23 protein-coding genes are annotated in these 22,630 nt (G+C 65.1%); 17 read left to right on the forward strand and 6 right to left on the reverse strand.

Translation table 11 applies throughout. From position 1 onward, the window contains the following. Positions 1-55: 55 nt before the first annotated feature. Complete coding sequence (locus tag PCLY_RS07455) at positions 56-1,057, forward strand: LLM class flavin-dependent oxidoreductase (RefSeq protein WP_061238663.1); 1,002 nt, start codon at positions 56-58, stop codon at positions 1,055-1,057. Positions 1,058-1,140: 83 nt separating this feature from the next. Next, on the forward strand, positions 1,141-1,566 hold the full coding sequence (locus PCLY_RS07460; protein WP_061238664.1) for an OsmC family protein: 426 nt from the start codon (positions 1,141-1,143) through the stop codon (positions 1,564-1,566). Between the two features lie 53 nt (positions 1,567-1,619). On the opposite strand, the gene PCLY_RS07465 is transcribed toward PCLY_RS07460, so the two are convergent. Beyond that, on the reverse strand, positions 1,620-2,042 hold the full coding sequence (locus PCLY_RS07465; protein WP_061238665.1) for a PA0061/PA0062 family lipoprotein: 423 nt from the start codon (positions 2,040-2,042) through the stop codon (positions 1,620-1,622). A gap of 124 nt (positions 2,043-2,166) precedes the next feature. Between PCLY_RS07465 and PCLY_RS07470 the strand changes: the two genes are divergently transcribed. Continuing rightward, positions 2,167-3,234: an aminopeptidase gene (locus PCLY_RS07470; protein ID WP_061238666.1), complete on the forward strand. Its 1,068-nt coding sequence runs from the start codon at positions 2,167-2,169 to the stop codon at positions 3,232-3,234. Positions 3,235-3,291: 57 nt separating this feature from the next. Next, positions 3,292-3,522: a DUF1161 domain-containing protein gene (locus PCLY_RS07475; RefSeq protein ID WP_061238667.1), complete on the forward strand. Its 231-nt coding sequence runs from the start codon at positions 3,292-3,294 to the stop codon at positions 3,520-3,522. A gap of 9 nt (positions 3,523-3,531) precedes the next feature. Here the strand turns inward: PCLY_RS07475 and PCLY_RS07480 are convergent, their stop codons facing one another. The 4 genes from PCLY_RS07480 to PCLY_RS07495 all read right to left on the reverse strand — a co-directional run bounded on the left by PCLY_RS07480 (position 3,532) and on the right by PCLY_RS07495 (position 6,402). Then, positions 3,532-4,185: an HAD family hydrolase gene (locus PCLY_RS07480; RefSeq protein ID WP_061238668.1), complete on the reverse strand. Its 654-nt coding sequence runs from the start codon at positions 4,183-4,185 to the stop codon at positions 3,532-3,534. Positions 4,186-4,250: 65 nt separating this feature from the next. Continuing rightward, positions 4,251-5,216 carry a hypothetical protein gene (locus PCLY_RS07485; protein WP_061238669.1) on the reverse strand — a complete coding sequence of 322 codons (966 nt, stop codon included), beginning with the start codon at positions 5,214-5,216 and terminating at the stop codon, positions 4,251-4,253. Positions 5,217-5,362: 146 nt separating this feature from the next. Next, on the reverse strand, positions 5,363-5,863 hold the full coding sequence (locus tag PCLY_RS07490; RefSeq protein ID WP_061238670.1) for a GNAT family N-acetyltransferase: 501 nt from the start codon (positions 5,861-5,863) through the stop codon (positions 5,363-5,365). Then, positions 5,860-6,402 carry a gamma carbonic anhydrase family protein gene (locus PCLY_RS07495; protein ID WP_061238671.1) on the reverse strand — a complete coding sequence of 181 codons (543 nt, stop codon included), beginning with the start codon at positions 6,400-6,402 and terminating at the stop codon, positions 5,860-5,862. Before PCLY_RS07495 ends, PCLY_RS07490 begins: the two co-directional genes overlap by 4 nt. A gap of 120 nt (positions 6,403-6,522) precedes the next feature. Between PCLY_RS07495 and prlC the strand changes: the two genes are divergently transcribed. From prlC to PCLY_RS07510, 3 genes are read left to right on the forward strand one after another with little or no spacing between them, the layout of a single operon-like run. Beyond that, entirely contained in the window at positions 6,523-8,571 is a 2,049-nt protein-coding gene (gene prlC, locus PCLY_RS07500; RefSeq protein ID WP_061238672.1) for an oligopeptidase A, read from the forward strand. Next, the gene (locus PCLY_RS07505; protein ID WP_061238673.1) at positions 8,568-8,855 is read left to right on the forward strand and encodes a YheV family putative zinc ribbon protein; all 288 of its coding nucleotides are present in this window, start codon (positions 8,568-8,570) and stop codon (positions 8,853-8,855) included. Before prlC ends, PCLY_RS07505 begins: the two co-directional genes overlap by 4 nt. Positions 8,856-8,881: 26 nt before the next feature. After that, positions 8,882-9,970, forward strand: coding sequence for a DUF3298 domain-containing protein (locus PCLY_RS07510; RefSeq protein ID WP_061238674.1), 1,089 nt, complete (start codon positions 8,882-8,884; stop codon positions 9,968-9,970). 148 nt (positions 9,971-10,118) lie between these two features. Here PCLY_RS07510 and PCLY_RS07515 read toward each other — a convergent pair whose 3' ends face one another. Then, the gene (locus PCLY_RS07515) at positions 10,119-10,883 is read right to left on the reverse strand and encodes an AraC family transcriptional regulator (RefSeq protein WP_061238675.1); all 765 of its coding nucleotides are present in this window, start codon (positions 10,881-10,883) and stop codon (positions 10,119-10,121) included. Positions 10,884-10,991: 108 nt separating this feature from the next. On the opposite strand from PCLY_RS07515, the gene PCLY_RS07520 reads away from it, so the two are divergent. From PCLY_RS07520 to xylB, 10 genes are all read left to right on the forward strand, one after another. Further along, a complete protein-coding gene (locus tag PCLY_RS07520) occupies positions 10,992-11,978 on the forward strand; it encodes a bile acid:sodium symporter family protein (RefSeq protein WP_061238676.1) in 987 nt (328 codons plus the stop codon). Between the two features lie 76 nt (positions 11,979-12,054). After that, a complete protein-coding gene (locus tag PCLY_RS07525; protein ID WP_061238677.1) occupies positions 12,055-13,116 on the forward strand; it encodes a PA0069 family radical SAM protein in 1,062 nt (353 codons plus the stop codon). Positions 13,117-13,177: 61 nt separating this feature from the next. Then, positions 13,178-14,083, forward strand: coding sequence for an AraC family transcriptional regulator (locus PCLY_RS07530; protein ID WP_061238678.1), 906 nt, complete (start codon positions 13,178-13,180; stop codon positions 14,081-14,083). 227 nt (positions 14,084-14,310) lie between these two features. Beyond that, a complete protein-coding gene (locus PCLY_RS07535; RefSeq protein WP_061238679.1) occupies positions 14,311-15,621 on the forward strand; it encodes an ABC transporter substrate-binding protein in 1,311 nt (436 codons plus the stop codon). Positions 15,622-15,751: 130 nt separating this feature from the next. Beyond that, positions 15,752-16,684: a carbohydrate ABC transporter permease gene (locus tag PCLY_RS07540; RefSeq protein ID WP_061238680.1), complete on the forward strand. Its 933-nt coding sequence runs from the start codon at positions 15,752-15,754 to the stop codon at positions 16,682-16,684. A gap of 9 nt (positions 16,685-16,693) precedes the next feature. Then, a complete protein-coding gene (locus PCLY_RS07545; protein ID WP_061238681.1) occupies positions 16,694-17,527 on the forward strand; it encodes a carbohydrate ABC transporter permease in 834 nt (277 codons plus the stop codon). A 15-nt stretch (positions 17,528-17,542) separates the two neighbouring features. Next, positions 17,543-18,646: an ABC transporter ATP-binding protein gene (locus PCLY_RS07550; RefSeq protein WP_061238682.1), complete on the forward strand. Its 1,104-nt coding sequence runs from the start codon at positions 17,543-17,545 to the stop codon at positions 18,644-18,646. Between the two features lie 26 nt (positions 18,647-18,672). Beyond that, the gene (locus PCLY_RS07555) at positions 18,673-20,148 is read left to right on the forward strand and encodes a mannitol dehydrogenase family protein (protein ID WP_061238683.1); all 1,476 of its coding nucleotides are present in this window, start codon (positions 18,673-18,675) and stop codon (positions 20,146-20,148) included. 15 nt (positions 20,149-20,163) lie between these two features. Then, entirely contained in the window at positions 20,164-21,126 is a 963-nt protein-coding gene (gene tal / locus PCLY_RS07560) for a transaldolase (protein ID WP_061238684.1), read from the forward strand. A 2-nt stretch (positions 21,127-21,128) separates the two neighbouring features. Next, positions 21,129-22,628 carry a xylulokinase gene (gene xylB, locus PCLY_RS07565; RefSeq protein WP_061238685.1) on the forward strand — a complete coding sequence of 500 codons (1,500 nt, stop codon included), beginning with the start codon at positions 21,129-21,131 and terminating at the stop codon, positions 22,626-22,628. The last annotated feature ends 2 nt before the right edge of the window (positions 22,629-22,630 follow it).

Below are 22,630 nucleotides of genomic sequence, written 5' to 3' on the forward strand. Positions count from 1 at the left end.
CGCGGCCTCGACCCGAAGGGTTAGAGTAGCCAGCCACGCAACGAGGAGACTCTCCATGAGCCGACTGGCCTCCATCAAGCTCTCCACCCTCGACCTGGCACCGATTCGCGACGATGGCGACGCCGCCCAGGCCCTGCACAACTCGCTGGCGCTGGCGCGCCACGTCGAGAGCTTGGGTTTCGAACGTTTCTGGGTGGCCGAGCACCACAACATGGACGGCATCGCCAGCTCCGCCACTTCCGTGCTGATCGGCTACCTGGCCGCCGGCACCTCGAAGATCCGCCTCGGAGCAGGCGGCGTGATGCTGCCCAACCATGCGCCGCTGGTGATCGCCGAGCAGTTCGGCACCCTCGCCACGCTCTACCCTGGCCGTATCGAGCTGGGCCTGGGCCGTGCGCCCGGTGCCGACCAGTTCACCGCCCATGCCCTGCGCCGCAGCCGTGATGGCAGCGCCGACGACTTCCCCAGTGACGTGGAAGAGCTGCAGGCCTACCTCGGCCCGCGCCAGCAAGGGCAGCGGGTGATCGCCATGCCCGGCACCGGCACCAATGTGCCGCTCTGGCTACTCGGCTCCAGCCTGTTCAGCGCCCAGCTGGCCGGCAGCAAAGGCTTGCCCTATGCCTTCGCCTCGCACTTCGCGCCGCGCTTCATGCACGAGGCAATCCGCATCTACCGCAATCACTTCCGCCCCTCGCAGGTGCTGGACAAGCCCTACGTGATGCTCGGTGTGCCGCTGCTGGCAGCGGACAGCGACGAGCAGGCGCAGTACCTGGCCACCTCGGCGTTCCAGCGCATCCTGTCGCTGATCCGTGGCCAGAGCCTGGTGCAACGCAAACCAGTAGCGAGCATGGAAGGCCTGTGGCTGCCACATGAGCGTCAGGCTGTCAGCGAATTCCTCGGCCTGGCGGCGATCGGCGGGCCACAGACCGTGCGCCAACGCCTGGAACAGTTGCTGGAACAGACCGAAGCGGACGAGCTGATCTTCACTTGCGACATGTACGACTTCAGCGACCGCTTGCATGCCTTCGACATCCTCGCCGAGCTGCAACGCGGTTGAATTCGAACTTGTGCGCGTGACCGCCCTCTGAATCAGAACAGGTCGCCAGACCGGCGGCCTCGTTCATTCGATGGGAGACGCACATGAAGAAGACAGCTTCGGCCCACTGGCAGGGCGGCATCAAGGACGGCAAGGGCACCATCTCGACCCAGAGCGGCGCCCTCAAGGACTCGCCCTACGGTTTCAACACCCGTTTCGAAGACAAGCCCGGCACCAACCCCGAAGAGCTGATCGGCGCCGCGCATGCGGGCTGTTTCTCCATGGCCCTGTCCAAGGAGCTGGGCGACGCCGGCATGATCGCCGAGAGCATCGAAACCACCGCGCAAGTGACCCTGGACAAGGTGGAGGGCGGCTTCGAGATCAGCGCCGTGCACCTGACGCTGCGGGCGAAGATCCCTGGCGCCGAGCGCACCGCATTCGAAAAAGCCGTGGAAGCGGCCAAGACCGGCTGCCCGGTGTCCAAGGTGCTGAACGCCACGATCACCCTGGAAGGCATACTCGAAGCCTGAACCTGCCTGCGCGTCGCCCCCGGCAGCAGCCGGGGACGCCGAGCAGATCCGATCTAGATCCCCGTCCCGCAGCGCAGCACCTCACCACGTGCCAACACATTGCGCTGATCGTCGTACAGCCAGGCCTGCGCCTTCATCAGCAGCTGGCGTGCCTCGACGCGGTAGCGCTGGCCGGCGGCGAAGTCGTCATAGCGCAGGCGAATCTCGCAGGTCATGCGCAACGGCTCGCTCTGCATGCCTATCGACCCGCCGCTACGCACCTCGAACTGAAAGCGGGTCTCCAGTTCATGCTTGCCCGGCGTCACCTGAAAGTAACGGCCATCGGGCCAGCGCTTGCCATCCAGACGTTGGGCCATCAGCAGGGTGTCGGCGCTGGAATACAGCTCGACCCAGGCCTGCTGCGGGTCAGGTTGAGGAACAGATGATGCACAGGCCCCGAGCATCATCAGGGCAGGAGCGAGAAGCAGGGCACGCATGGCGGCCTCCACAATGGGGTTCAGACACCAGCCTACACCGGGAGGCGGGTAAAACCGAGGCGAAGCGGGCGTATTCGAGCCGCCGGGGCTGGAGACAACCCGTGCAATCAGCTAGCGTGACGCCATGCCCAACGCCTCCCCTAAAGACCTGCTGCGCCGCTTCGCGGTTCCCCTGCTCGCCCTGCTGCTGGGCGGCTGCTCGACCCTCGACTACTACGCCCATCTTGGCCAGGGCCAGTGGCAACTGTTGCAGGCGCGCCAACCGGTGGAGCAACTGCTCGAAGCCCCCACTACCGATCCCGACCTGGCCAGGCGCCTGACGCTGAGCCAGCAGGCACGGGATTTCGCCAGTGCACGACTGCACCTGCCTGAGAACCGCAGCTATCGCCTGTACGCCGACCTGAAGCGACCCTTCGTGGTGTGGAATGTCTTCGCCACGCCGGAGTTCTCCCTCGACCCCGAGCTGCACTGTTTCCCCATCGCCGGTTGCGTCGCCTACCGCGGCTACTATCAGCAGGGCCGCGCCCGCGGTGCGGCCGCGCTGCTGCGCCAGCAGGGACTGGACACCTACATCGGCGGCGTCGAGGCCTATTCCACCCTGGGCTGGTTTGACGACCCACTGCTGAACACCATGCTGCGCTGGAACGACGAGCGCTTCATCGCGGTGATCTTCCACGAGCTGGCGCACCAGCAGTACTACCTGCCGGATGACACGGCCTTCAACGAATCCTTCGCCACCTTCGTCGAGCGCGAAGGCTTGCGTCAGTGGCACGCGAGCCGCGGGGAAAAGCCCCCGGCCACGGATGATCGCCAGCGCCAGCAGTTCATCGAACTGGTGCTGGCCAGTCGCGAACGTCTGCGCCAGCTCTACGCCAGCGACCTCCCGGAAGCAGACATGCGCATCGCCAAACAGGCCGAGTTCGAGCGCCTGCGCCGCGACTACCGCGCCATGCGCCAGCGCGAGTGGGGCGGCCAGGGGCGCTATGACGCCTGGATCGACAGCCCGCTGAACAATGCCAAGCTGCTGCCCTTCGGCCTCTACGATCAATGGGTGCCGGCCTTCGCCGCCTTGTTCGAGCGTGCTCAGCGCAACTGGCCGGCCTTCTACGCGGCCGTTGCCGCGCTTGGTCGGTTGCCGGCAGACGAGCGCCTGAGCGAGCTGCAAGGCCTGCTGCAAAAGAGCCAGAACTGAGCGGCCATTTGCCAGTCCAACCTACTCAGGTTTCGCCCAACACCGGAGGTACAAGCGATGCAACGACTGATTCCCGCTCTGGCCCTGATGCTGCTTGCAGGCAGCGCACTGGCCGCGACCAAGCCCTGCGAAGAACTCAAGCAGGAAATCGAAGTGAAGATCCAGGCCAACAACGTGCCCAGCTATACCCTGGAAATCGTGCCGAACGACGAAGTTCAGGATCAAAGCATGGTCGTCGGCAGTTGCGACGGCGGTACCCAGAAGATCGTCTATCAGCGCAACGATTGATACACAGGCCTAGACGCCGGGCAGGAACGCCCGGCGCATGTCTTCCAGCGTCTCGAAATGAAAGTCCGGCGCCTCGCCGAGCAACTCCTCGCGACTGCCAAATCCGTACCCCACCGCCACCGCCTGCAAGCCGTTGCTGCGCGCGCCGATCAGGTCATGCTTGCGGTCGCCGATCATCAGCGCCGAGCCGGGCACCAGGCGTTCCGACTCCAGCAGATACGCCAGCAGCTCCACCTTGTTGGTACGCGTGCCGTCCAGCTCGCTGCCATAGATGCGCTTGAAGTAACGGGCGAAACCGAAGTGCCGGGCAATCTCCTCGGCGAACAGCGTCGGCTTGCTGGTAGCGATATACAGCGTGCGCCCCTGCGCCACCAACGCCTCGAGCAGTGCCTCCACGCCTTCGAACACGCGGTTCTCATAGAGGCCCGTCACCCGAAAGCGCTCACGGTAGTGATTGACCGCCTGCCAGCCAGTGGCCTCATCCAGCGAATAGGTGGCCATGAAGCACTGCAGCAGCGGCGGGCCGATGAAATGCTCCAGCGCAGCCAGATCCGGCTCGTCGATACCCAGCTTGGCCAGCGCGTACTGCACCGAACGGGTAATGCCCTCACGCGGGTCGGTCAGGGTGCCGTCGAGGTCGAAGAGAATGGTGGAGTGATGCATGGCGAGCGCCTATTCGCAATCGGAACGGTGGCGAAGGATACCCGCCTTTGTCACCGGCTTCACGCTCAGGCAGCCTGCGCCCGATAGCCCCAACGCAGGCCGAGACGGCTGAATGGCCAGAGCAGCGCCAGTTGCAGCAGGCTGAAGAACAGCATCAATACGAGACTGCTCCCCAGTCCAAACCAAAGCAGCGCCAGCAGCACAATGCCGCAAATCAGTGCACTGCCTATCCACAATGACAGGGTGATCGCCACCGCTGCTGCCAGCCGTCCGCCATTGAATCCTCGCACCTGCGCTGGCAGTGCTGCACGAGCGGTGAAGAACGCGACCAGCAGAAACAGCCCGGCATTCACCAGGTTGACCAGTCCCTCCCAGCCCTGAAGCTCATACCCATAGGCCATCCCGCTCAGTAACTGGGTGGTCATCCCGGCCAGTTGCAGGGAAGCCACTACGACAGCCAGCGCGAAGCACCAGGCCAGTGTCGTCCCCGACACCTGCAAGTCGTCAGCGACTACGTCGGCCTGGTGTCGGAACAGGTGCAGCAGCAGCCAGAGCGGTAGCAGCGCCTCGAGGCAGAAGATCAGTAAACCGACACCCCACCAGCCGAGACCAAACAGCAGGCGCACGACGCCGTAGACATCCAGTTGCTGATACAGCCATGCGTAGAGTTGCCCAGAGGCAAAGCCCAGTGCCCAGGACAACAGCAGGTAGACCAGGCCATAACCGATCAGCAACCCCGCCGGCTGCCGGTAGCTCGCCAGGCGATGGCGTTCCATATAGGCATTGGCCAGCCAGTAGACGCACAGCCCGGCCATCAGCAAATGGGTCATCCAGTAGCTGGCGACGTAGCGCAGCCAGAACATGGCATCGGTGTCGACATCACTGATCAGCCACCCGACCAGCGTGACCGCGATGCTGATCAGGCTCATCAACAGCACCACGCCCACCAGATGCAGCGGCAAGACCGGCAACTGCCGTGAGGCCAATGTCGGCGCGAGCGGCTCCGGGGCGAAGGGATTGGGTTCGGTCATAGGGCGATCCTTGTCGTCGACACAGTCCGTTTGGAGGTGGTCGGAGAATAACGCCCCTGGCGACAGAAGAAAGTGCGACAGCCTGTATACGTGCTGCAGTCGATGCAGAGGCCAGGCTACTTATCCGCCTTGCTGGCGCATGCTTCTCAGTCCAGCAGACTGCGAAACATCACATGGCAATCGACCAGCCCCAGTCGCGCATGGCGGTAGGCCTTGGGCAGGGTGCCGACGATCTCGAAGCCGTGTTTCTGCCACAACGCCACAGCCACTGTGTTGGTGGCCACCACACTGTTGAACTGCATGGCGCTGAAACCCAGTTCGCGCGCCACTTCCAGGGAATGGGCGCAGAGCCGGCTGGCCACGCCCTTGCCCCGCGCCGCGGGAGCGGTCATGTAGCCGCAGTTGCACACATGGTCGCCGGGGCCTGCGGCATTGGCCTTGATGTAGTAGGTGCCGAGAATCTGCCGGTCCTGCTCGGCGACGAAGGTGGCGCGCGGCAGTTCGACCCAGGTTTTCCAGGCGGTTTCGCGGTCCATGTCGGGGGTATAGGCGTAGGTTTCCTGCGCCTGCACCACGCCTTCGATGATCGGCCAGACCTGGTCGAAATCGGCCGCCTCGATGGGGCGGATGATCAGCTCGGAGCTCATTGGTCGTAGCCCTCGACCAGGTGCTGATCCTTGAGTTTCACGTAGTTGCCGGCGGTGTAGCTGAAGAAGTTGCGCTCCTTGTCGGTCAGCGCTCGCGCCTGCTTCACCGGGCTGCCGACGTACAGGTAGCCGCTTTCCAGGCGCTTGCCCGGCGGCACCAGGGAGCCGGCACCGATGATCACGTCGTCTTCGACCACTGCGCCGTCCATGACGATGCTGCCCATGCCGACCAGGATGCGGTTGCCCAGGGTGCAGCCGTGCAGGGTGACCTTGTGCCCGATGGTCACTTCGTCACCGATGGTCAGCGGGAAGCCGTCCGGGTTGAACGGCCCGGCGTGAGTGATGTGCAGCACGCTGCCATCCTGCACGCTGGTGCGCGCACCGATGCGGATGCGGTGCATGTCGCCACGGATCACGGTCAGAGGCCACACCGAGCTGTCCTCGCCCAGCTCGACATCGCCGATGACCACGGCGCTGGCGTCGACGAAGACGCGCGCGCCCAGTTGCGGGAAGTGTTGCTGGTATTTGCGAATCGCCACGATAGAGGCTCCTGGGCTGCGGGAAAGCTTGATTGTAATTAAGATGGCCCCCATATCGACTGCAATCGCCCCGGTATTTGCCGGCTGTCGCCCTCCTTCCTTCGCCACAGGTGCCTCGTCGTGACCGCGAACAATCCCCTGCTGCAAGACTTCGACCTGCCGCCCTACTCGCAGATCAAACCGCAACACGTCGAGCCTGCCGTCGACCAGATTCTCGCCGACAGCCGTGCCGCCATCGCCAAGCTGCTCGAACAGCAGCAGGCCAACCCGAGCTGGGATGGCCTGGTACTGGCGCTGGACGAGCTGGGCGCGCGCCTGGGCCGTGCCTGGAGCCCGGTGAGCCACCTCAACGCAGTGTGCAACAGCCCTGAGCTGCGCGCGGCCTACGAGGCCTGCCTGCCCAAATTGTCGGAATACTGGACCGAGATGGGCCAGAACAAACCCTTGTTCGAGGCCTACGATGCGCTGGCCAAAAGCCCGGCGGCCGAAGGCTTCGATGTGGCGCAGAAGACCATCCTCGAGCACGCCCTGCGTGATTTCCGCCTGTCCGGCATCGACCTGCCAGCCGAGCAGCAGAAGCGCTACGGCGAGATCCAGATGCGCCTGTCCGAGCTGACCAGCAAATTCTCCAACCAGCTGCTCGACGCCACCCAGGCCTGGACCAAGCACATCACCGACGAAGCGCGCCTGAACGGCCTGACCGACTCGGCCAAGGCGCAGATGCAGCAGGCGGCCCAGGCCAAGCGCCTGGACGGCTGGCTGATCACCCTGGAATTCCCCAGCTACTACGCGGTGATGACCTACGCCGACGACCGCGCCCTGCGCGAAGAGGTGTACGCCGCCTACTGCACCCGTGCCTCCGACCAGGGGCCGAATGCCGGACAGAACGACAACGGCCCGCTGATGGCCGAGATTCTCGACCTGCGCCAGGAGCTGGCGCGCCTGCTCGGCTTTGCCCACTACAGCGAACTGAGCCTGGCCAGCAAGATGGCCGAATCCACCGATCAGGTGCTGAGCTTCCTGCGTGACCTGGCGGTGCGCAGCAAGCCCTTCGCCGAACAGGACCTGGCCGAGCTGAAGGCCTTCGCCGCCGAACAGGGCCTGGATGACCTGCAGAGCTGGGACGTCGGCTACTACAGCGAGCGCCTGCGCCAGCAGCGCTACAGCATCTCCCAGGAAGAAGTGCGCGCCTGGTTCCCGGTGGACAAGGTGCTGACCGGCCTGTTCGCCATCGTGCAAAAGCTCTACGGCATCGAGATTCGCGAGCTCAAAGGCTTCGACACCTGGCACCCGGACGTGCGCCTGTTCGAGATTCAGGAGAACGGCCAGCACGTCGGCCGCTTCTTCTTCGACCTCTACGCCCGCGCCAACAAGCGCGGCGGCGCCTGGATGGACGGCGCCCGCGACAAGCGCCGTACTGCCGACGGCCAACTGATCGCCCCGGTGGCCAACCTGGTGTGCAACTTCACCCCACCGGTCGGCGGCAAGCCGGCGCTGCTGACCCACGACGAGGTCACCACCCTGTTCCACGAATTCGGCCATGGCCTGCACCACCTGCTGACCCGCGTCGAGCATGCCGGCGCCTCGGGTATCAACGGCGTGGCCTGGGATGCGGTCGAGCTGCCCAGCCAGTTCATGGAGAACTGGTGCTGGGAGCCGGAAGGCCTGGCGCTGATCTCCGGTCACTATGAAAGTGGCGAGGCGCTGCCGCAGGCCATGCTGGACAAGATGCTGGCGGCGAAGAACTTCCAGTCCGGGCTGATGATGGTGCGCCAGCTGGAGTTCTCGCTGTTCGACTTCGAGCTGCACGCCACCCACGGCGACGGCCGCAGCGTGCAGGACGTGATCGAGGCGATCCGCAGCGAGGTCTCGGTGCTACGCCCGCCGGCTTACAACCGCTTCGCCAACGGTTTCGCACACATCTTCGCCGGCGGCTATGCGGCCGGCTACTACAGCTACAAGTGGGCCGAAGTGCTCAGCGCCGACGCCTTCTCCAAGTTCGAGGAAGAAGGTGTGTTCAACGCCGATACCGGCCGCGCCTTCCGCGAGGCGATCCTGGCCCGTGGTGGCTCGCAGGCGCCGATGGTGCTGTTCGTCGACTTCCGTGGCCGCGAGCCGAGCATCGACGCCCTGCTGCGCCATCTTGGCCTGAGCCAGGAGGCCGCATGAGCGATACGCCTGTGAACAGCACGCCGAAACGCTTTATCGCCGGCGCCGTGTGCCCGGCGTGCAGCGAGACCGACAGCATCAAGATGTGGAACGTCGACGGTGTGCCGCACCGCGAATGCGTCAAGTGCGGTTACGCCGACACCCTCGATGCCAACGGCAACTCGGTGCCCAAGGAACTGCCGACACGGGTCAACGTCAGCGGCCTGAAGCCCAAGGCGGCCGACCCGAACGTGCAGGCGGTGCAGTTCTTCCCCAATCCGAAGCTGAAGAAGCCCAGCGAGTAGCTTCATTTCTGGCCATGGAGGGCCATATGCGTTTTCTGCCCCTGTTACTGCTCAGCGCCGCATTGCCGGTAGCCGCCGAGCTGCGTGTCGAAAACCTGGAAGCCAAGCGTAGCGACTGGGCGAACTATCGCTTCCCCGTGCTGCAAGGCGACAGCCTGGCTGTCCGGCGCATCAACACCTACTTGCATGCCATGGAACTGGAAGGGTTGCCGGGGCGCTTCGAGCGTTCGCCTTTCGAACGTATCTGGCCGAAGGAAGGTGAGATCTGGGGCACCAACAGCTTGGATTACCGGATCGACGCCGAACAACCTGGCTTTCTGTCCCTGACCATCAGCGGCGAGTACACCGGGGCCTATACCAGCATGGGTCAGGTCACTTACCTGTTCGACCTGGCCAGCGGCCAGCCCATTGGCCTGAGCCAGCTCTTCACGTCGGCCGGCCTGCAGCGCCTGGGCGAACGCATCGGCAGGGAACGAAGCAAGCGCATCGAAGACTATCTGACCGGTATTCCGGTACCCGGCGGACATACCGACGAGTTGTTATCGCTCTCCCCTGATGACCACGACGAACGCAGCGACGAACAACGGGATATGTATCGTCAGTGTTTGCCCAGTCGTAGCAAAGCCGACCTCCGCTACGACCGCCTGCAACTCGACAAACAACAACTGACGCTGACCGGCGAAAATTGCGCCCCACACGTAGCACAAGCTCTGGATGACCTCGGCGACTTCGCCAACAGCGTGCCCTATACAGAGCTGACCGAAGACCTCAGCCCCTACGGGCGCTGCCTACTGCTGGAGCAACGCAGCGACTGTCGCCATCCGGGCGATCTGAAGGCCGGCGGCGTGTACTGGGGCAAAATCGACGGCCGCTATCCCATCACCCTGGTCGTCGGCACCAGCGAGAATAGCCGCCCGCAATCCAGCGCCTACTTCTACGACAAGTACGCCACGCGCATCGAGCTGGGTGGTCGGGATTTGCACGACGGCCACCTGCGCCTTAAAGAAGGCGGCGACACGCCGGCCACCTTCGACCTGCACCTGCAACCGGATGGCTCGCTGGTCGGCACCTGGCAGCAGGAAGGCGGCAAGGCGCTGCCGGTGGTTCTTCACTGAAACCAGCGCGCCTTTCGTCCCCACCACTGGCTGCCCATTACTGGAAAGATTCGCGGACAAGGCCGCTCCCACAGGTGGTGATGGCTGATCCGTGGGAGCGGACTTGTCCGCGAAGTGAGCCGGCGTGCGATAACCCTGCAAGCAGAAGCTACTCGCGAAAGAATTCCCCAGGTGTTGCACCGAACTGGCGGCGAAAGGCAGCGATAAAAGCCGATAAAGAGTCATACCCGCAGGCCAGCGCCACATCGGTGACGCGCTCGCCCTGCTCCAGCGGGGTCAGCGCATCGAGCAGGCGTTGGCGCTGGCGCCACACGCGGAAGCTCAATCCCGTCTCGCGCAGGAACAGACGGCTCAGGGTTTTCTCCGAAACGCCCAGGCGCTCACCCCATTCGCCCAGGCCAAGCTGGCGCAGCTGCGCATTCTCCAGCCCCTTGCATACCTCGCGCAGCCGCGCGTCCTGCGGCAGCGGCAGCACCAGCGCCACCTCCGGTGCCGCGCGCAGCTCGTCCAGCAGCACCGCGGCCAGCCGGCCCGGCGCGCCCTGCTCGTCATACTCCGCGGGCAGCGCACTGAAACCACGAATCAGCTCGCGCAGCAGCGGGCTGACCGCCAACACGCGGCAGTCGGCCGATCCCCAGGGCACGGCGCTGCCGTCGATATACAGGCTGCGCATCTCGGTACGTGGCGAGCTGAAAACCTGGTGCTCGACACCCGCCGGCACCCACACCGCGCGCTGCGGCGGGGCGACGAAGCGGGCACCCGCGGTCTGCACCTCGAGCACCCCGGCGATGGCGTAGGACAGCTGCACCCAGGGGTGCGTATGGCGGAAGGTCAGGGCGCGATTGGTCAACGATTCGGTGCGGCCATAGAGCGGCCGGGGCAGGCTCGGCAGCTCGGGCAGGCGGCGATGCATGGCGGCGGGATGTCTGTTTGGCGACACTTGCTGGCTCTTTGGCGTTAGCCGGAAATTTTCGACGACGATAGTCTGGCGCCCTCCTGTATCGCAAGTCCGAGATTCGCCATGTTCCTGCGCCGCCTGCTGCCCGACAATTTCACCCTGACCCTGCTCGCCGTGGTGCTCGCCGCCACGCTGCTGCCTGCCAGTGGCCAGGTCGCCACGATCTTCGAGTGGATCACCAACCTGGCCATCGCCCTGCTGTTCTTCATGCACGGTGCCAAGCTGTCGCGCCAGGCGATTCTCGCCGGCGCCGGGCACTGGCGCCTGCATCTGCTGGTGTTCGCCTGCACCTTCATCCTCTTTCCGCTGCTTGGCCTGGCGCTGCGCCCTGCCCTGGAGCCGCTGCTGGGCACTGAGCTGTTCATGGGCATGCTCTACCTCTGCGCGCTGCCGGCCACCGTGCAGTCGGCCATCGCCTTCACCTCGCTGGCGCGCGGCAATATCCCGGCGGCGATCTGCAGCGCGGCAGCTTCCAGCCTGCTCGGCATCTTCCTCACCCCGCTGCTGGTGGCCTTGCTGATGGGCGTGCACGGCGACAACGGCTCGACGCTGGACGCCATCGGCAAGATCAGCCTGCAACTGCTGCTGCCGTTCGTGCTCGGCCAGATCGCCCAACGCTGGATCGGTGGCTGGGTCACCAAGAACAAGAGCTGGCTGAAATACGTCGACCAGAGCTCGATCCTGCTGGTGGTCTACACCGCCTTCAGCGCTGCGGTCATTGGCGGCCTGTGGCAGCAGGTGCCGCTGACCACCCTGCTGATGGTGATCGCCGCCTGCTGCGTGCTGCTGGCCCTGGCCCTGCTGATGACCCACCTGCTGGGCAAATGGCTGGGTTTCAACCAGGAAGACCGCATCACCATCCTCTTCTGCGGTTCGAAGAAGAGCCTGGCCACCGGCGTGCCGATGGCCCAGGTGCTGTTCGCCGGTAGCACCATCGGCGTGCTGATCCTGCCGCTGATGCTGTTCCACCAGATCCAGCTGATGGTCTGCGCGGTGCTGGCGCAGCGTTACGCCAAGCGCGAGGAAGCGCCACAGATCGCGGCGGCCTGATCGACGCAGCGATAGAAGGGACTTGCTCGGCTCTCAAATAACTGTATTTTTATACAGTATATTTTGGAGTCCGAGCATGTCCATCAGCCTGCCGCCACGTGGCCGTGGCACCGCCAGCAACCCGCATAACCGCTATGCGCCCACCCGTTCGCAGCGGGAAGACGACGGCTGGTATCAGGACGAAACGCCGCCCAGCCGCGCCACCGAAGTGCGCCAGGAGAAGGCGAAGACGGCGATCACCCGCAACAACTCGCCGGACGTCGGCTTCGACCGCTCGGTGAACCCGTACCGTGGCTGCGAGCATGGCTGCATCTACTGCTTCGCCCGGCCAAGCCATGCCTACTGGGACATGTCGCCCGGCATCGACTTCGAAACCCGCCTGATCGCCAAGACCAATCTGGCCGAGCGCCTCGAAGAACAACTGCAGAAGCCCGGCTACGTGCCGCAACCCATCGCCCTGGGCATCAACACCGACGCCTACCAACCCATCGAGCGCGAACAGCGCCTGACCCGCCAGGCTCTGGAAATCCTGCTGCGCTACAAGCACCCGCTGCACATCATCACCAAGGGCTCGCTGATCCTGCGTGACCTCGACCTGCTCAGCGAGCTGGCCAGCCACAATCTGGTCAGCGTCGCCTTCAGCCTGACCACCCTGGATGACGAGCTCAAACGCATCATGGAACCACGCACCGCCGCGCCAGCGGCGCGCCTGAGGGCCATGCGCACGCTGCACGAGGCGGGCGTACCGGTCAGCGCCATCTGTGCCCCGATGATTCCCATGATCAACGACATGGAGCTGGAAGCGCTGCTCGAAGCCGCCCGCGATGCAGGCGCCCGTTCCGCCGGCTACGTGCTGCTGCGCCTGCCGCTGGAAATCGCCGAGCTGTTCGAAGAGTGGCTGCAGGTGCACTTTCCGGATCGCGCCGCCCACGTGATGAGCCTGATTCGCCAGAGCCGTGGCGGCCGGAACTACGACAGCCGTTTCGGCAGCCGCATGCGTGGCGAGGGCCAGTTCGCCGATCTGCTGGAGCAGCGCTTTCGCCTGGCGCGGCGCAGGTTCGGCCTGGATCGACGCGGCAGCGTGATGCTGGACTGTTCGCAGTTCTGCCCGCCAGGTGCGCAATTGAGCCTGCTCTGACTTGGCAGCAGGTCGCGATATGTTAAAACGTGAGCAACCGAGGCTTTGACCGGCACTGCCCATGACCCGCACATCTCGCGTAGCCGACCCATCCTACGAGCTGATGGACGACCATGAAGGTCATTCGCTGATCTACCGTCAGCATGGCTTTCCCTCGCCGCTGGTGCGCTGGCACTTCCACAAGGAATACGAGCTGCACCTGATCGTCGCCAGCTCCGGCAAGGTGTTCATCGGCGACTACATCGGCAACTTCTCCCCCCATACCCTGTTCCTCACCGGCCCTGGACTGCCCCACAACTGGATCAGCCAGGTCGAGGAAGGCGAGGTGGTGGAGACCCGCGACATGCTGGTCAATTTCACCGACGAAGTGCTGGAAAGCGGCACCGCCGTGTTCGCCGAGCTCAAGACCCTGCAACCCTTGCTGGCCCGCGCGCAGTTCGGCATCGAGTTCCGCGACCCACAGTTGATTCGTGAAGCCGCCGTGCTGATGGGCAAGATCGCCAGCAGCCGGGGCATCACCCGTCTGGGCCACTTCTTCATCCTCATGGAGCTGCTGGCCGGCAGCGAGGACTACCAGTTGCTCTCGGCCGTGACCTCGTCGGAGCTGGGCGACGAACAGCATGTCGAACGCATCAACCGGGCGGTGGACTACATCTTCCAGCACTACGCTCAGGGCATCACCCAGGAAGAGGTCGCCGAACACCTGGGCATGACCACCAGCTACTTCTCGCGCTTCTTCAAGCAGGCCACCGGGCGTGGTTTCGTCGAGTTCGTCAATCGCCTGCGCGTGAGCAAATCCTGCGAGCTGCTGAGCAAGAGCGACAAGCCGGTGACCGACGTATGCTTCGAGTCCGGCTTCAGCAACATTTCCAACTTCAACCGCCGCTTCCAGCAGCTCAAGGGCATGACGCCCTCGGGCTATCGCAAGCTCGCGGTGCAGCGCCTGACCGAACAAAACCTGTACTGAATCGGCCATGCCGCTCTGCAGCAATACCCTCCTCAACCCTGATTCCAGGCAGATTCCTCGATAGCGAGGCTGGTTTTCATTTGCCCTGACAGTGCAAAAAAGTATCGATCACTGTGCACTCAAGGATTTGTCCGCGCGGGCCTGCGGGGGTGTAATCCGGCCCGAGCGAAACAAAAACAATAACGTTCTTCCGTAGCCGTGCCGGCGCGGGAGAGGAGTTCACAAGCATGAACAACTCGATCAAAGCACTCGTTGCAGCCTCTTGCCTGTCCCTCACCGTAGTCGCCCAGGGAGCCGAAACCCTGACCATCGCCACGGTCAACAACAGCGACATGATCCGCATGCAGCGGCTGTCGAAAACCTTCGAACAGCAGAACCCGGACATCAAACTCAAGTGGGTGGTGCTCGAGGAGAACGTGCTGCGCCAGCGCCTGACCACCGATATCGCCACCCAGGGCGGCCAGTTCGACGTGCTCACCATCGGCATGTACGAAGCAGCGCTGTGGGGCGAGAAAGGCTGGCTGGAGCCGATGACCGACCTGCCCGCCGACTACGACCTCGACGACGTCTTCCCCTCGGTACGCGAAGGCCTGTCCGCCAAGGGCACGCTGTACGCCCTGCCGTTCTATGCCGAAGCCTCGATCACCTATTACCGCAAGGACCTGTTCGAGCAGGCCGGCCTGACGATGCCCGAACAACCGACCTGGGAGCAGATGGCCGAATTCGCCAGCAAGCTGCATCAGCCGGACAAGGGCGTCTACGGCCTGTGCCTGCGCGGCAAGGCCGGCTGGGGCGAGAACATGGCGCTGATCACCACCCTGGCCAATGCCTACGGTGCGCGCTGGTTCGACGAACAGTGGCAACCGGAATTCACCGGCAGCGAGTGGAAGAACGCGCTGAACTTCTACGTCGACAACATGAACAAGTACGGCCCGCCCGGCGCCTCCAGCAACGGCTTCAACGAGAACCTGGCGCTGTTCAACAGCGGCAAGTGCGCGCTGTGGGTCGATGCCAGCGTGGCCGGCTCGTTCGTTACCGACAAGTCCCAGAGCAAGGTCGCCGACGCAGTGGGCTTCACCTTCGCGCCGACCCAGGTCACCGACAAGGGCGCCTCCTGGCTGTATTCCTGGGCGCTGGCGATTCCCACCAGTTCCAAGTCCAAGGACGCCGCCAAGACCTTCAGCGCCTGGGCCACCTCGCAGGCCTACGCCAAGCTGGTGGCCGACACCGATGGCGTGGCCAACGTGCCGCCAGGCACTCGTAACTCGACCTACAGCGATGCCTACATGCAGGCCGCGCCGTTCGCCAAGGTCACCCTGGATTCGCTGAAGAAGGCCGATCCGGCCAACCCCAGCGCCAAGCCCGTGCCCTACGTGGGAATCCAACTGGTGACCATTCCCGAGTTCCAGGCCATCGGCACCAGTGTCGGCAAGCTGTTCGCCGCCGCGCTGACCGGGCAGATGCAGCCGGAGCAAGCCCTGCAGGCTGCGCAGCAGAGCACCGCACGGGAAATGAAACGCGCCGGGTATCCGAAGTAGCCATCTGCAGGGTGGACAACGCGAAGCTTGTCCACCGCTCGATGTCGCCATAGGCGGACAAAAAGAGCGCTGTTCACCCTACGCCTACACACCGCGTCTCTGTCACCACGACACCGCCCTCGGAGGCATGATGAACTCTCCGGCCATCGACTCACCCGCAACGCAGGTCAGCACGCTTGGCGGGCGCAAGCCACGGCGTCTGGCGCCCGGCTGGTTCCTGGTCAGCCCGTCGGTGCTTCTGCTGCTGATCTGGATGATCGTGCCGCTGGGCATGACCGTCTATTTCTCGCTGATCCGCTACAACCTGCTGTATCCCGGCGAGAACGATTTCGTCGGCCTGGAGAACTTCGAGTACTTCGTCACCGATGCCGCCTTCCTCTCCGGCGCGGGCAATACCGTGCTGCTGGTGGGCAGCGTGCTGCTGATCAGCGTGGTGCTCGGCGTGCTGATCTCCGCCCTGCTGGAGGCCAGCGAGTTCTTCGGCCGCGGCATCGTGCGGGTGCTGCTGATCTCGCCGTTCTTCATCATGCCCACGGTCAGCGCGCTGCTGTGGAAGAACCTGATCTTCCACCCGGTATCGGGGATTCTCGCCGCCATCTGGCAATTCTTCGGCGCCCAGCCGGTGGACTGGCTGGCGCACTATCCGCTGTTCTCGATCATCATGATCGTGTCCTGGCAGTGGCTGCCGTTCGCCATCCTGATCCTGATGACCGCCATGCAGTCGCTGGATCAGGAGCAGAAGGAAGCCGCGCGCCTCGACGGCGCCGGCCCCATCGCCATTTTCTGGCACCTGACCCTGCCGCACCTGGCGCGGCCGATTGCGGTGGTGGTGATGATCGAGACCATCTTCCTGCTCTCGGTGTTCGCCGAGATCTACACCACCACCAGTGGTGGCCCCGGCTACGAGTCGACCAACCTCGCCTACCTGATCTACAACCAGGCCCTGCTGCAGTTCGACGTCGGCATGGCGTCTGCGGGCGGGCTGATCGCGGTGGTCATCGCCAACATCGCCGCCATCGTGCTGATCCGCATGATCGGCAAGAACCTGACCGACCGGCAGTAGGAGCGAAGCATGCTGACCCTCAAGCAATCCCGTCGCCTGCAAAGCGTGCTGGTCGGTGCCCTGGCCTGGGCCATCGCCGCGCTGATCTTCTTCCCGATTTTCTGGATGGTGCTGACCAGCCTGAAAACCGAGATCGACGCCTTCGCCACGCCGCCGCAGTTCATCTTCACCCCGACCCTGGAGAACTACCTGCACATCAACGAGCGCAGCGACTACTTCGCCTTCGCCTGGAACTCGGTGCTGATCTCCGTCTCCGCGACGCTGCTGTGCATGCTCCTGGCGGTGCCGGCGGCCTACTCCATGGCCTTCTTCGAGACCAAGCGCACCAAGGCCACGCTGCTGTGGATGCTGTCGACCAAGATGCTGCCGCCGGTCGGCGTGCTGGTGCCGATCTATCTGCTGGCCAAGCAGTTCGGCCTGCTCGATTCGCGCCTGGCGCTGATCATCATCTACACCCTGATCAACCTGCCGATCATCGTGTGGATGGTTTACACCTACTTCAAGGACATCCCCGTGGACATCCTCGAAGCGGCGCGTCTGGACGGCGCCACCACCTGGCAGGAGATCGTCCGCGTGCTGCTGCCGATCGCCCGTGGCGGCCTGGCCTCGACCATGTTGCTGTCGCTGATCCTGTGCTGGAACGAGGCGTTCTGGTCGCTCAACCTGACCAGTTCCGCCGCCGCCCCGCTGACCGCCCTGGTGGCCTCCTACTCCAGCCCCGAGGGCCTGTTCTGGGCCAAGCTTTCCGCCGTTTCGACCCTGGCCTGCGCGCCCATCCTGATCTTCGGCTGGATCAGCCAAAAACAACTTGTACGCGGCCTGTCCTTCGGCGCGGTGAAATAACGGGAGACCTTCAACATGGCTGATCTGAAGATCCGCAATCTGCAAAAAGGCTTCGACGGCACGGCGATCATCAAGGGCGTCGACCTGGACATCCGCGACCGCGAATTCGTGGTCTTCGTCGGCCCCTCGGGCTGTGGCAAGTCCACCCTGCTGCGGCTGATCGCCGGCCTCGAGGAAGTCAGCAGCGGCCATATCGAGCTCGACGGCCAGGACATCACCGACATGGCGCCGGCCAAGCGTGACCTGGCCATGGTGTTCCAGACCTACGCGCTGTACCCGCACATGACCGTGCGCAAGAACCTGTCGTTCGCCCTCGACCTGGCGCGGGTGGGCAAGCAGGAGATCGAGACCAAGGTGGCCAACGCCGCGCGCATCCTGCAACTCGACGCGCTGCTCGAACGCAAGCCCAAGCAGCTCTCCGGTGGTCAGCGCCAGCGCGTGGCCATTGGCCGCGCCATCGTGCGTAACCCGAAGATCTTCCTGTTCGACGAGCCGTTGTCCAACCTCGATGCCGCCCTGCGCGTGCAGACCCGTCTGGAGCTGGCGCGCCTGCACAAGGACCTGCAGGCCACCATGATCTACGTGACCCACGACCAGGTCGAAGCCATGACCCTGGCCGACAAGGTGGTGGTGCTCAATGGCGGGCGCGTCGAGCAGGTCGGCTCGCCACTGGAGCTGTATCACCACCCGGCCAACCTGTTCGTCGCCGGCTTTCTCGGTACGCCGAAGATGGGCTTCTTGCGCGGCACCCTGAGCAAGGTCGAGGCCGACAGCTGCAGTGTGCAACTGGAATGCGGCACGCAGCTGCAACTGCCATTGTCCGCCGCCGGCCTCGGCGTCGGCAGCAGCGTGACCCTGGGCGTGCGCCCGGAGCATCTCAACGTGGTCAACGCCGGCGCCGGGCGCCTGCAGGTGAGCGCCGATGTCAGCGAGCGCCTGGGCAGCGACACCTTCTGCCACGTGCGTTGCAGCTCGGGCGAGATGCTCACGGTGCGCGTGCGCGGCGACTTCGCGCCGCGTTACGGCGCGGCCCTGTCGCTGGATTTCGACCCGGCGCACTGCCACCTCTTCGACGCCGATGGCCAGGCCGTCGCCAAACCACTGCAGCAGGCCGCCTGACGCCGCTCCACCACGGGATGTTCCAGATGAAACTCAATCGCCAGCAGCTTTCCCGGCTTGGCGGCGCTGTCGCGCTGCCCAGCTACTCCGCGGACACGATCCGCACCGGCATCGCCCATATCGGTGTCGGCGGCTTTCATCGCGCCCACCAGGCGGTCTATACCGACGCCCTGATGAACCAGGGCCTGGCGCTCGACTGGGGCATCTGCGGGGTCGGCGTACGCGCCGAGGACCGCGCCATGCGCGACGCCCTGGCCAGCCAGGATTACCTCTACACCCTGGTCGAACTGGGCGACACACCGAACCTGCCCGTGCGGGTGATCGGCGCGATCAGCGACATGCTGCTGGCCGAGGAGTCGCCGCAGGCGCTGATCGACAAACTGGCCGATCCGGCGATTCGCATCGTCTCGCTGACCATCACCGAAGGCGGCTACTGCATCGACGACAGCACGGGAGAATTTCTCGCCGAGCTGCCGGCCATCGCCCACGACCTGCGCCACCCCGAGTCGCCGCAAAGCGTGTTCGGCTTTCTCTGCGCCGCCCTGGCCAAACGTCGCGCCGCCGGCACGCCAGCCTTCACCCTGATGTCCTGCGATAACCTGCCGCACAACGGCGATGTCACGCGCAAGGCGCTGCTGGCCTTCGCCCGGCTGGCCGACCCTGAGCTGGCCAGCTGGATCGACCAGCACGTCAGCTTCCCCAACGCCATGGTCGACCGCATCACGCCGATGACCAGCGCCGCCCACCGCCAGCAACTGGCTGAGCAGCACGGCGTCGAAGACGCTTGGCCGGTGGTCTGCGAGCCCTTCGTGCAATGGGTGCTGGAAGACAAGTTCGTCAGCGGCCGGCCGGCCTGGCAGGAGGTCGGCGTGCAGTTCACCGACGACGTCACGCCCTACGAAGAGATGAAGATCAAGCTGCTCAACGGCAGCCACCTGGCGCTGACCTACCTGGGCTTTCTCAAGGGCTATCGCTTCGTCCACGAGACCATGAACGACCCGCTGCTGCGCCAGTACGTGCGCGCGTTCATGGACCTCGACGTCACGCCGCAGCTGGCACCGGTGCCGGGTATCGACCTGAGCACCTACAAGGACACGCTGATCGAGCGCTTCTCCAACCAGGCCATCGCCGACCAGCTGGAGCGCGTCTGCTCCGACGGCTCGTCGAAGTTTCCCAAGTTCATCGTGCCGACCCTGCATCGCCTGATCGAAGACGGCAAGCCGCTGGATCGCGTGGCGCTGGTGGTCGCGGCCTGGGCGCTGTACCTCAAGGGCGTGGACGAGAGCGGCGCTCGCTACAAGATTCCCGACCCGCGTGCCGCGCACTGCCAGGCACTGGTGGCCGACGATGCGCAGATCACCGCGCGGATACTCGGCGAGGAGACGATCTTCGGCAGCGCCCCGCGGCGTTCGGCCGAGTTCGTCGCCGCCTTCGAACGCTGCCTGGCCAGCCTGCGCGAGCACGGTGTCAGCCAGACCCTGCACAACCTGCTGCACGCCTGAGCCCCGGAGATGCACATGCCCAGCCTGCTCGCCCAACTCAGGCAGTACAGCGTGGTGGTCGCCGATACGGGCGACCGCGCCGCCATCGAGCGCTTCCGGCCCGAGGATGCCACCACCAACCCGTCGATCATCCTCAAGGCGCTGCGAGCCGGACAATACCGCCAGCAGGTGGACAACGCGCTGCGCCAGGCAATGGCCAGCGCCACCGCGACCCCGACGATCATCGCCGAAGCCTGCGACCGGCTGGTGGTCAGCATGGGCGTGGAGATTCTCGCGACCATCCGGGGCAAGGTCTCCACCGAAGTGCCGGCGGCGCTGTCCTTCGATAGCGCCGCCACCGTGGCACGGGCGCGCGCGCTGCATCAGCGCTACCTGCAACTGGGCATCCCCGGCGACCGCGTCCTGGTGAAGATCGCCGCCACCTGGGAAGGTATCCAGGCGGCGCGGCAACTGGAGCGCGAAGGTATTCGCTGCAACCTCACGCTGATCTTCAACCTGGCCCAGGCCCGTGCCTGCGCCGAGGCCGGCATCTATCTGGTATCGCCCTTCGTCGGGCGCATTCTCGACTGGCACCAGCGGCACAGCCCGGACGCCAGCTTCGACGCCGAGAACGATCCCGGCGTATTGTCGGTGCGCCAGGTCTATCGCTTCTTCAAGCAGCATGACTACGCCACCGTGGTGATGGCGGCGAGCTTTCGCAACATCGGTGAAGTGCTCGCCCTGGCCGGCTGCGACCGCCTGACCATCAGCCCTGCCCTGCTCGCCGAACTGGAACAATCCAGTGCGGAGCTACAGCGGGCACTGGCCGATGACGGCCGTCGCGAGCCAGCGCCGAGCGCGCTCGACGAAGCGCAGTTTCGCTGGCAGATGAACGAAGACCCCATGGCCACGGAGAAACTCGCCGAGGGTATTCGCCAGTTCCATGCCGATCAGCTCGCCCTGGAAGCGCTGCTGATCGCGCGCATGCGGGAGCTCTGAGCATGTACCTCGGTATCGATTGCGGCACCCAGGGCACCAAGGCCCTGGTACTCGACGCCGACAGCGGCCAGGTGCTCGGCGCCGGCAGCGCCAGCCATACGCTGCAAAGCGCGGCCAACGGCCGCCGCGAGCAGCAGCCGCAGCAGTGGCTGGAAGCCTTCGAGCAGGCCACACGCCAGGCGCTGGCGGCCGCTGGCGTTCGCGGCGAGCAGATTCTTGGCATCGGCGTCTCCGGCCAGCAGCATGGGCTGGTCCTGCTCGACGAGCAGGGCGCAGTGCTGCGCCCGGCCAAGCTCTGGTGCGATACCGAGTCAACACCGGAGAACCAGCGCCTGCTCGATCATCTCGGCGGCGAAGCCGGTTCGCTGCAGCGCCTGGGCGTGGCCATCGCCCCCGGTTACACGGTGTCCAAGCTGCTGTGGACGCGTGAGCAGCACCCCGAGCTGTTCGAGCGCATCGCGCATATCCTGTTGCCGCACGACTACCTCAACTACTGGCTCACCGGGCGCGCTTGCAGCGAGTACGGCGACGCCTCCGGCACGGGCTATTTCGACGTGCGCACACGCCGCTGGGACGGCGCGCTGCTGGATTTCATCGACCCCAGCGGGCGCCTGCAGCGCGCGCTGCCGCACCTGCTGGAGGCGCACCAGCCAGTGGGCCACATCCGCCCGCAGATCGCCCGGCAACTGGGCCTGAACCCGCAGGCCGTGGTGGCCAGCGGCGGCGGCGACAACATGATGGGCGCCATCGGCACCGGCAACATCCGCCCCGGGGCGATCACCATGAGCCTGGGCACCTCCGGCACGCTGTACGCCTACAGCGAGCAGCCGATGATCAGCCCGCACCCGCAGGTGGCGACCTTCTGCTCATCAAGCGGTGGCTGGCTGCCGTTGATCTGCACCATGAACCTGACCAGCGCCACCGGACTGATCCAGCAACTGCTGGAGCTGGACATCCAGGCCTTCGGCGCGCTGGTCGAGCAGTCGCCGATCGGCGCCGAGGGCCTGCTGATGCTGCCGTTCTTCAACGGCGAGCGGGTGCCGGCGCTGCCCAGTTCGCGCGCCAGCCTGCTGGGCATGGACAGCGACAACCTGACCCGCGCCAACCTGTGCCGGGCGGTAGTCGAGGGCACCAGCTTCGGCTTGCGCTACGGTCTCGACCTGCTGCGCGCCAGCGGCCTGCAGAGCCAGACCATCCGCCTGATCGGCGGCGCGGCGAAGAGCCCGGTGTGGCGCCAGGTGATCGCCGACATCATGGGCACGCCGCTGGTCTGCCCGCAGCACACCGAAGCCGCCGCGCTGGGCGCCGCGATCCAGGCGGCCTGGTGCCAGACGCCCGGAGCGGATCACCAGGCGCAGCTGGCCGCACTGTGCGAGCGTTGCGTGCACCTCGATGTCGGCACGCAAACCCAGCCGGACCCGGCACGCACGGCGCAGTACGAACAGGTCTATCAACGCTACCGCGAGCAGGTCAGCCTGCTGGCCAATAGCAAACCGGCGTGATC

The sequence above is a fragment of the Ectopseudomonas composti genome, from assembly GCF_001567565.1.
GTDB lineage: Bacteria > Pseudomonadota > Gammaproteobacteria > Pseudomonadales > Pseudomonadaceae > Aquipseudomonas > Aquipseudomonas composti_A.

What these genes read in the sequence shown, in the direction of transcription:
- PCLY_RS07455 (WP_061238663.1), top strand. Translation starts at nt 56, where the DNA reads ATGAGCCGACTGGCCTCCATCAAGCTCTCCACCCTCGACCTGGCACCG.
- PCLY_RS07460 (WP_061238664.1), top strand. Translation starts at nt 1,141, where the DNA reads ATGAAGAAGACAGCTTCGGCCCACTGGCAGGGCGGCATCAAGGACGGC.
- PCLY_RS07465 (WP_061238665.1), bottom strand. Translation starts at nt 2,042, where the DNA reads ATGCGTGCCCTGCTTCTCGCTCCTGCCCTGATGATGCTCGGGGCCTGT.
- PCLY_RS07470 (WP_061238666.1), top strand. Translation starts at nt 2,167, where the DNA reads ATGCCCAACGCCTCCCCTAAAGACCTGCTGCGCCGCTTCGCGGTTCCC.
- PCLY_RS07475 (WP_061238667.1), top strand. Translation starts at nt 3,292, where the DNA reads ATGCAACGACTGATTCCCGCTCTGGCCCTGATGCTGCTTGCAGGCAGC.
- PCLY_RS07480 (WP_061238668.1), bottom strand. Translation starts at nt 4,185, where the DNA reads ATGCATCACTCCACCATTCTCTTCGACCTCGACGGCACCCTGACCGAC.
- PCLY_RS07485 (WP_061238669.1), bottom strand. Translation starts at nt 5,216, where the DNA reads ATGACCGAACCCAATCCCTTCGCCCCGGAGCCGCTCGCGCCGACATTG.
- PCLY_RS07490 (WP_061238670.1), bottom strand. Translation starts at nt 5,863, where the DNA reads ATGAGCTCCGAGCTGATCATCCGCCCCATCGAGGCGGCCGATTTCGAC.
- PCLY_RS07505 (WP_061238673.1), top strand. Translation starts at nt 8,568, where the DNA reads ATGAGCGATACGCCTGTGAACAGCACGCCGAAACGCTTTATCGCCGGC.
- PCLY_RS07510 (WP_061238674.1), top strand. Translation starts at nt 8,882, where the DNA reads ATGCGTTTTCTGCCCCTGTTACTGCTCAGCGCCGCATTGCCGGTAGCC.
- PCLY_RS07515 (WP_061238675.1), bottom strand. Translation starts at nt 10,883, where the DNA reads ATGCATCGCCGCCTGCCCGAGCTGCCGAGCCTGCCCCGGCCGCTCTAT.
- PCLY_RS07520 (WP_061238676.1), top strand. Translation starts at nt 10,992, where the DNA reads ATGTTCCTGCGCCGCCTGCTGCCCGACAATTTCACCCTGACCCTGCTC.
- PCLY_RS07525 (WP_061238677.1), top strand. Translation starts at nt 12,055, where the DNA reads ATGTCCATCAGCCTGCCGCCACGTGGCCGTGGCACCGCCAGCAACCCG.
- PCLY_RS07530 (WP_061238678.1), top strand. Translation starts at nt 13,178, where the DNA reads ATGACCCGCACATCTCGCGTAGCCGACCCATCCTACGAGCTGATGGAC.
- PCLY_RS07535 (WP_061238679.1), top strand. Translation starts at nt 14,311, where the DNA reads ATGAACAACTCGATCAAAGCACTCGTTGCAGCCTCTTGCCTGTCCCTC.
- PCLY_RS07540 (WP_061238680.1), top strand. Translation starts at nt 15,752, where the DNA reads ATGAACTCTCCGGCCATCGACTCACCCGCAACGCAGGTCAGCACGCTT.
- PCLY_RS07545 (WP_061238681.1), top strand. Translation starts at nt 16,694, where the DNA reads ATGCTGACCCTCAAGCAATCCCGTCGCCTGCAAAGCGTGCTGGTCGGT.
- PCLY_RS07550 (WP_061238682.1), top strand. Translation starts at nt 17,543, where the DNA reads ATGGCTGATCTGAAGATCCGCAATCTGCAAAAAGGCTTCGACGGCACG.
- PCLY_RS07555 (WP_061238683.1), top strand. Translation starts at nt 18,673, where the DNA reads ATGAAACTCAATCGCCAGCAGCTTTCCCGGCTTGGCGGCGCTGTCGCG.
- tal (WP_061238684.1), top strand. Translation starts at nt 20,164, where the DNA reads ATGCCCAGCCTGCTCGCCCAACTCAGGCAGTACAGCGTGGTGGTCGCC.
- xylB (WP_061238685.1), top strand. Translation starts at nt 21,129, where the DNA reads ATGTACCTCGGTATCGATTGCGGCACCCAGGGCACCAAGGCCCTGGTA.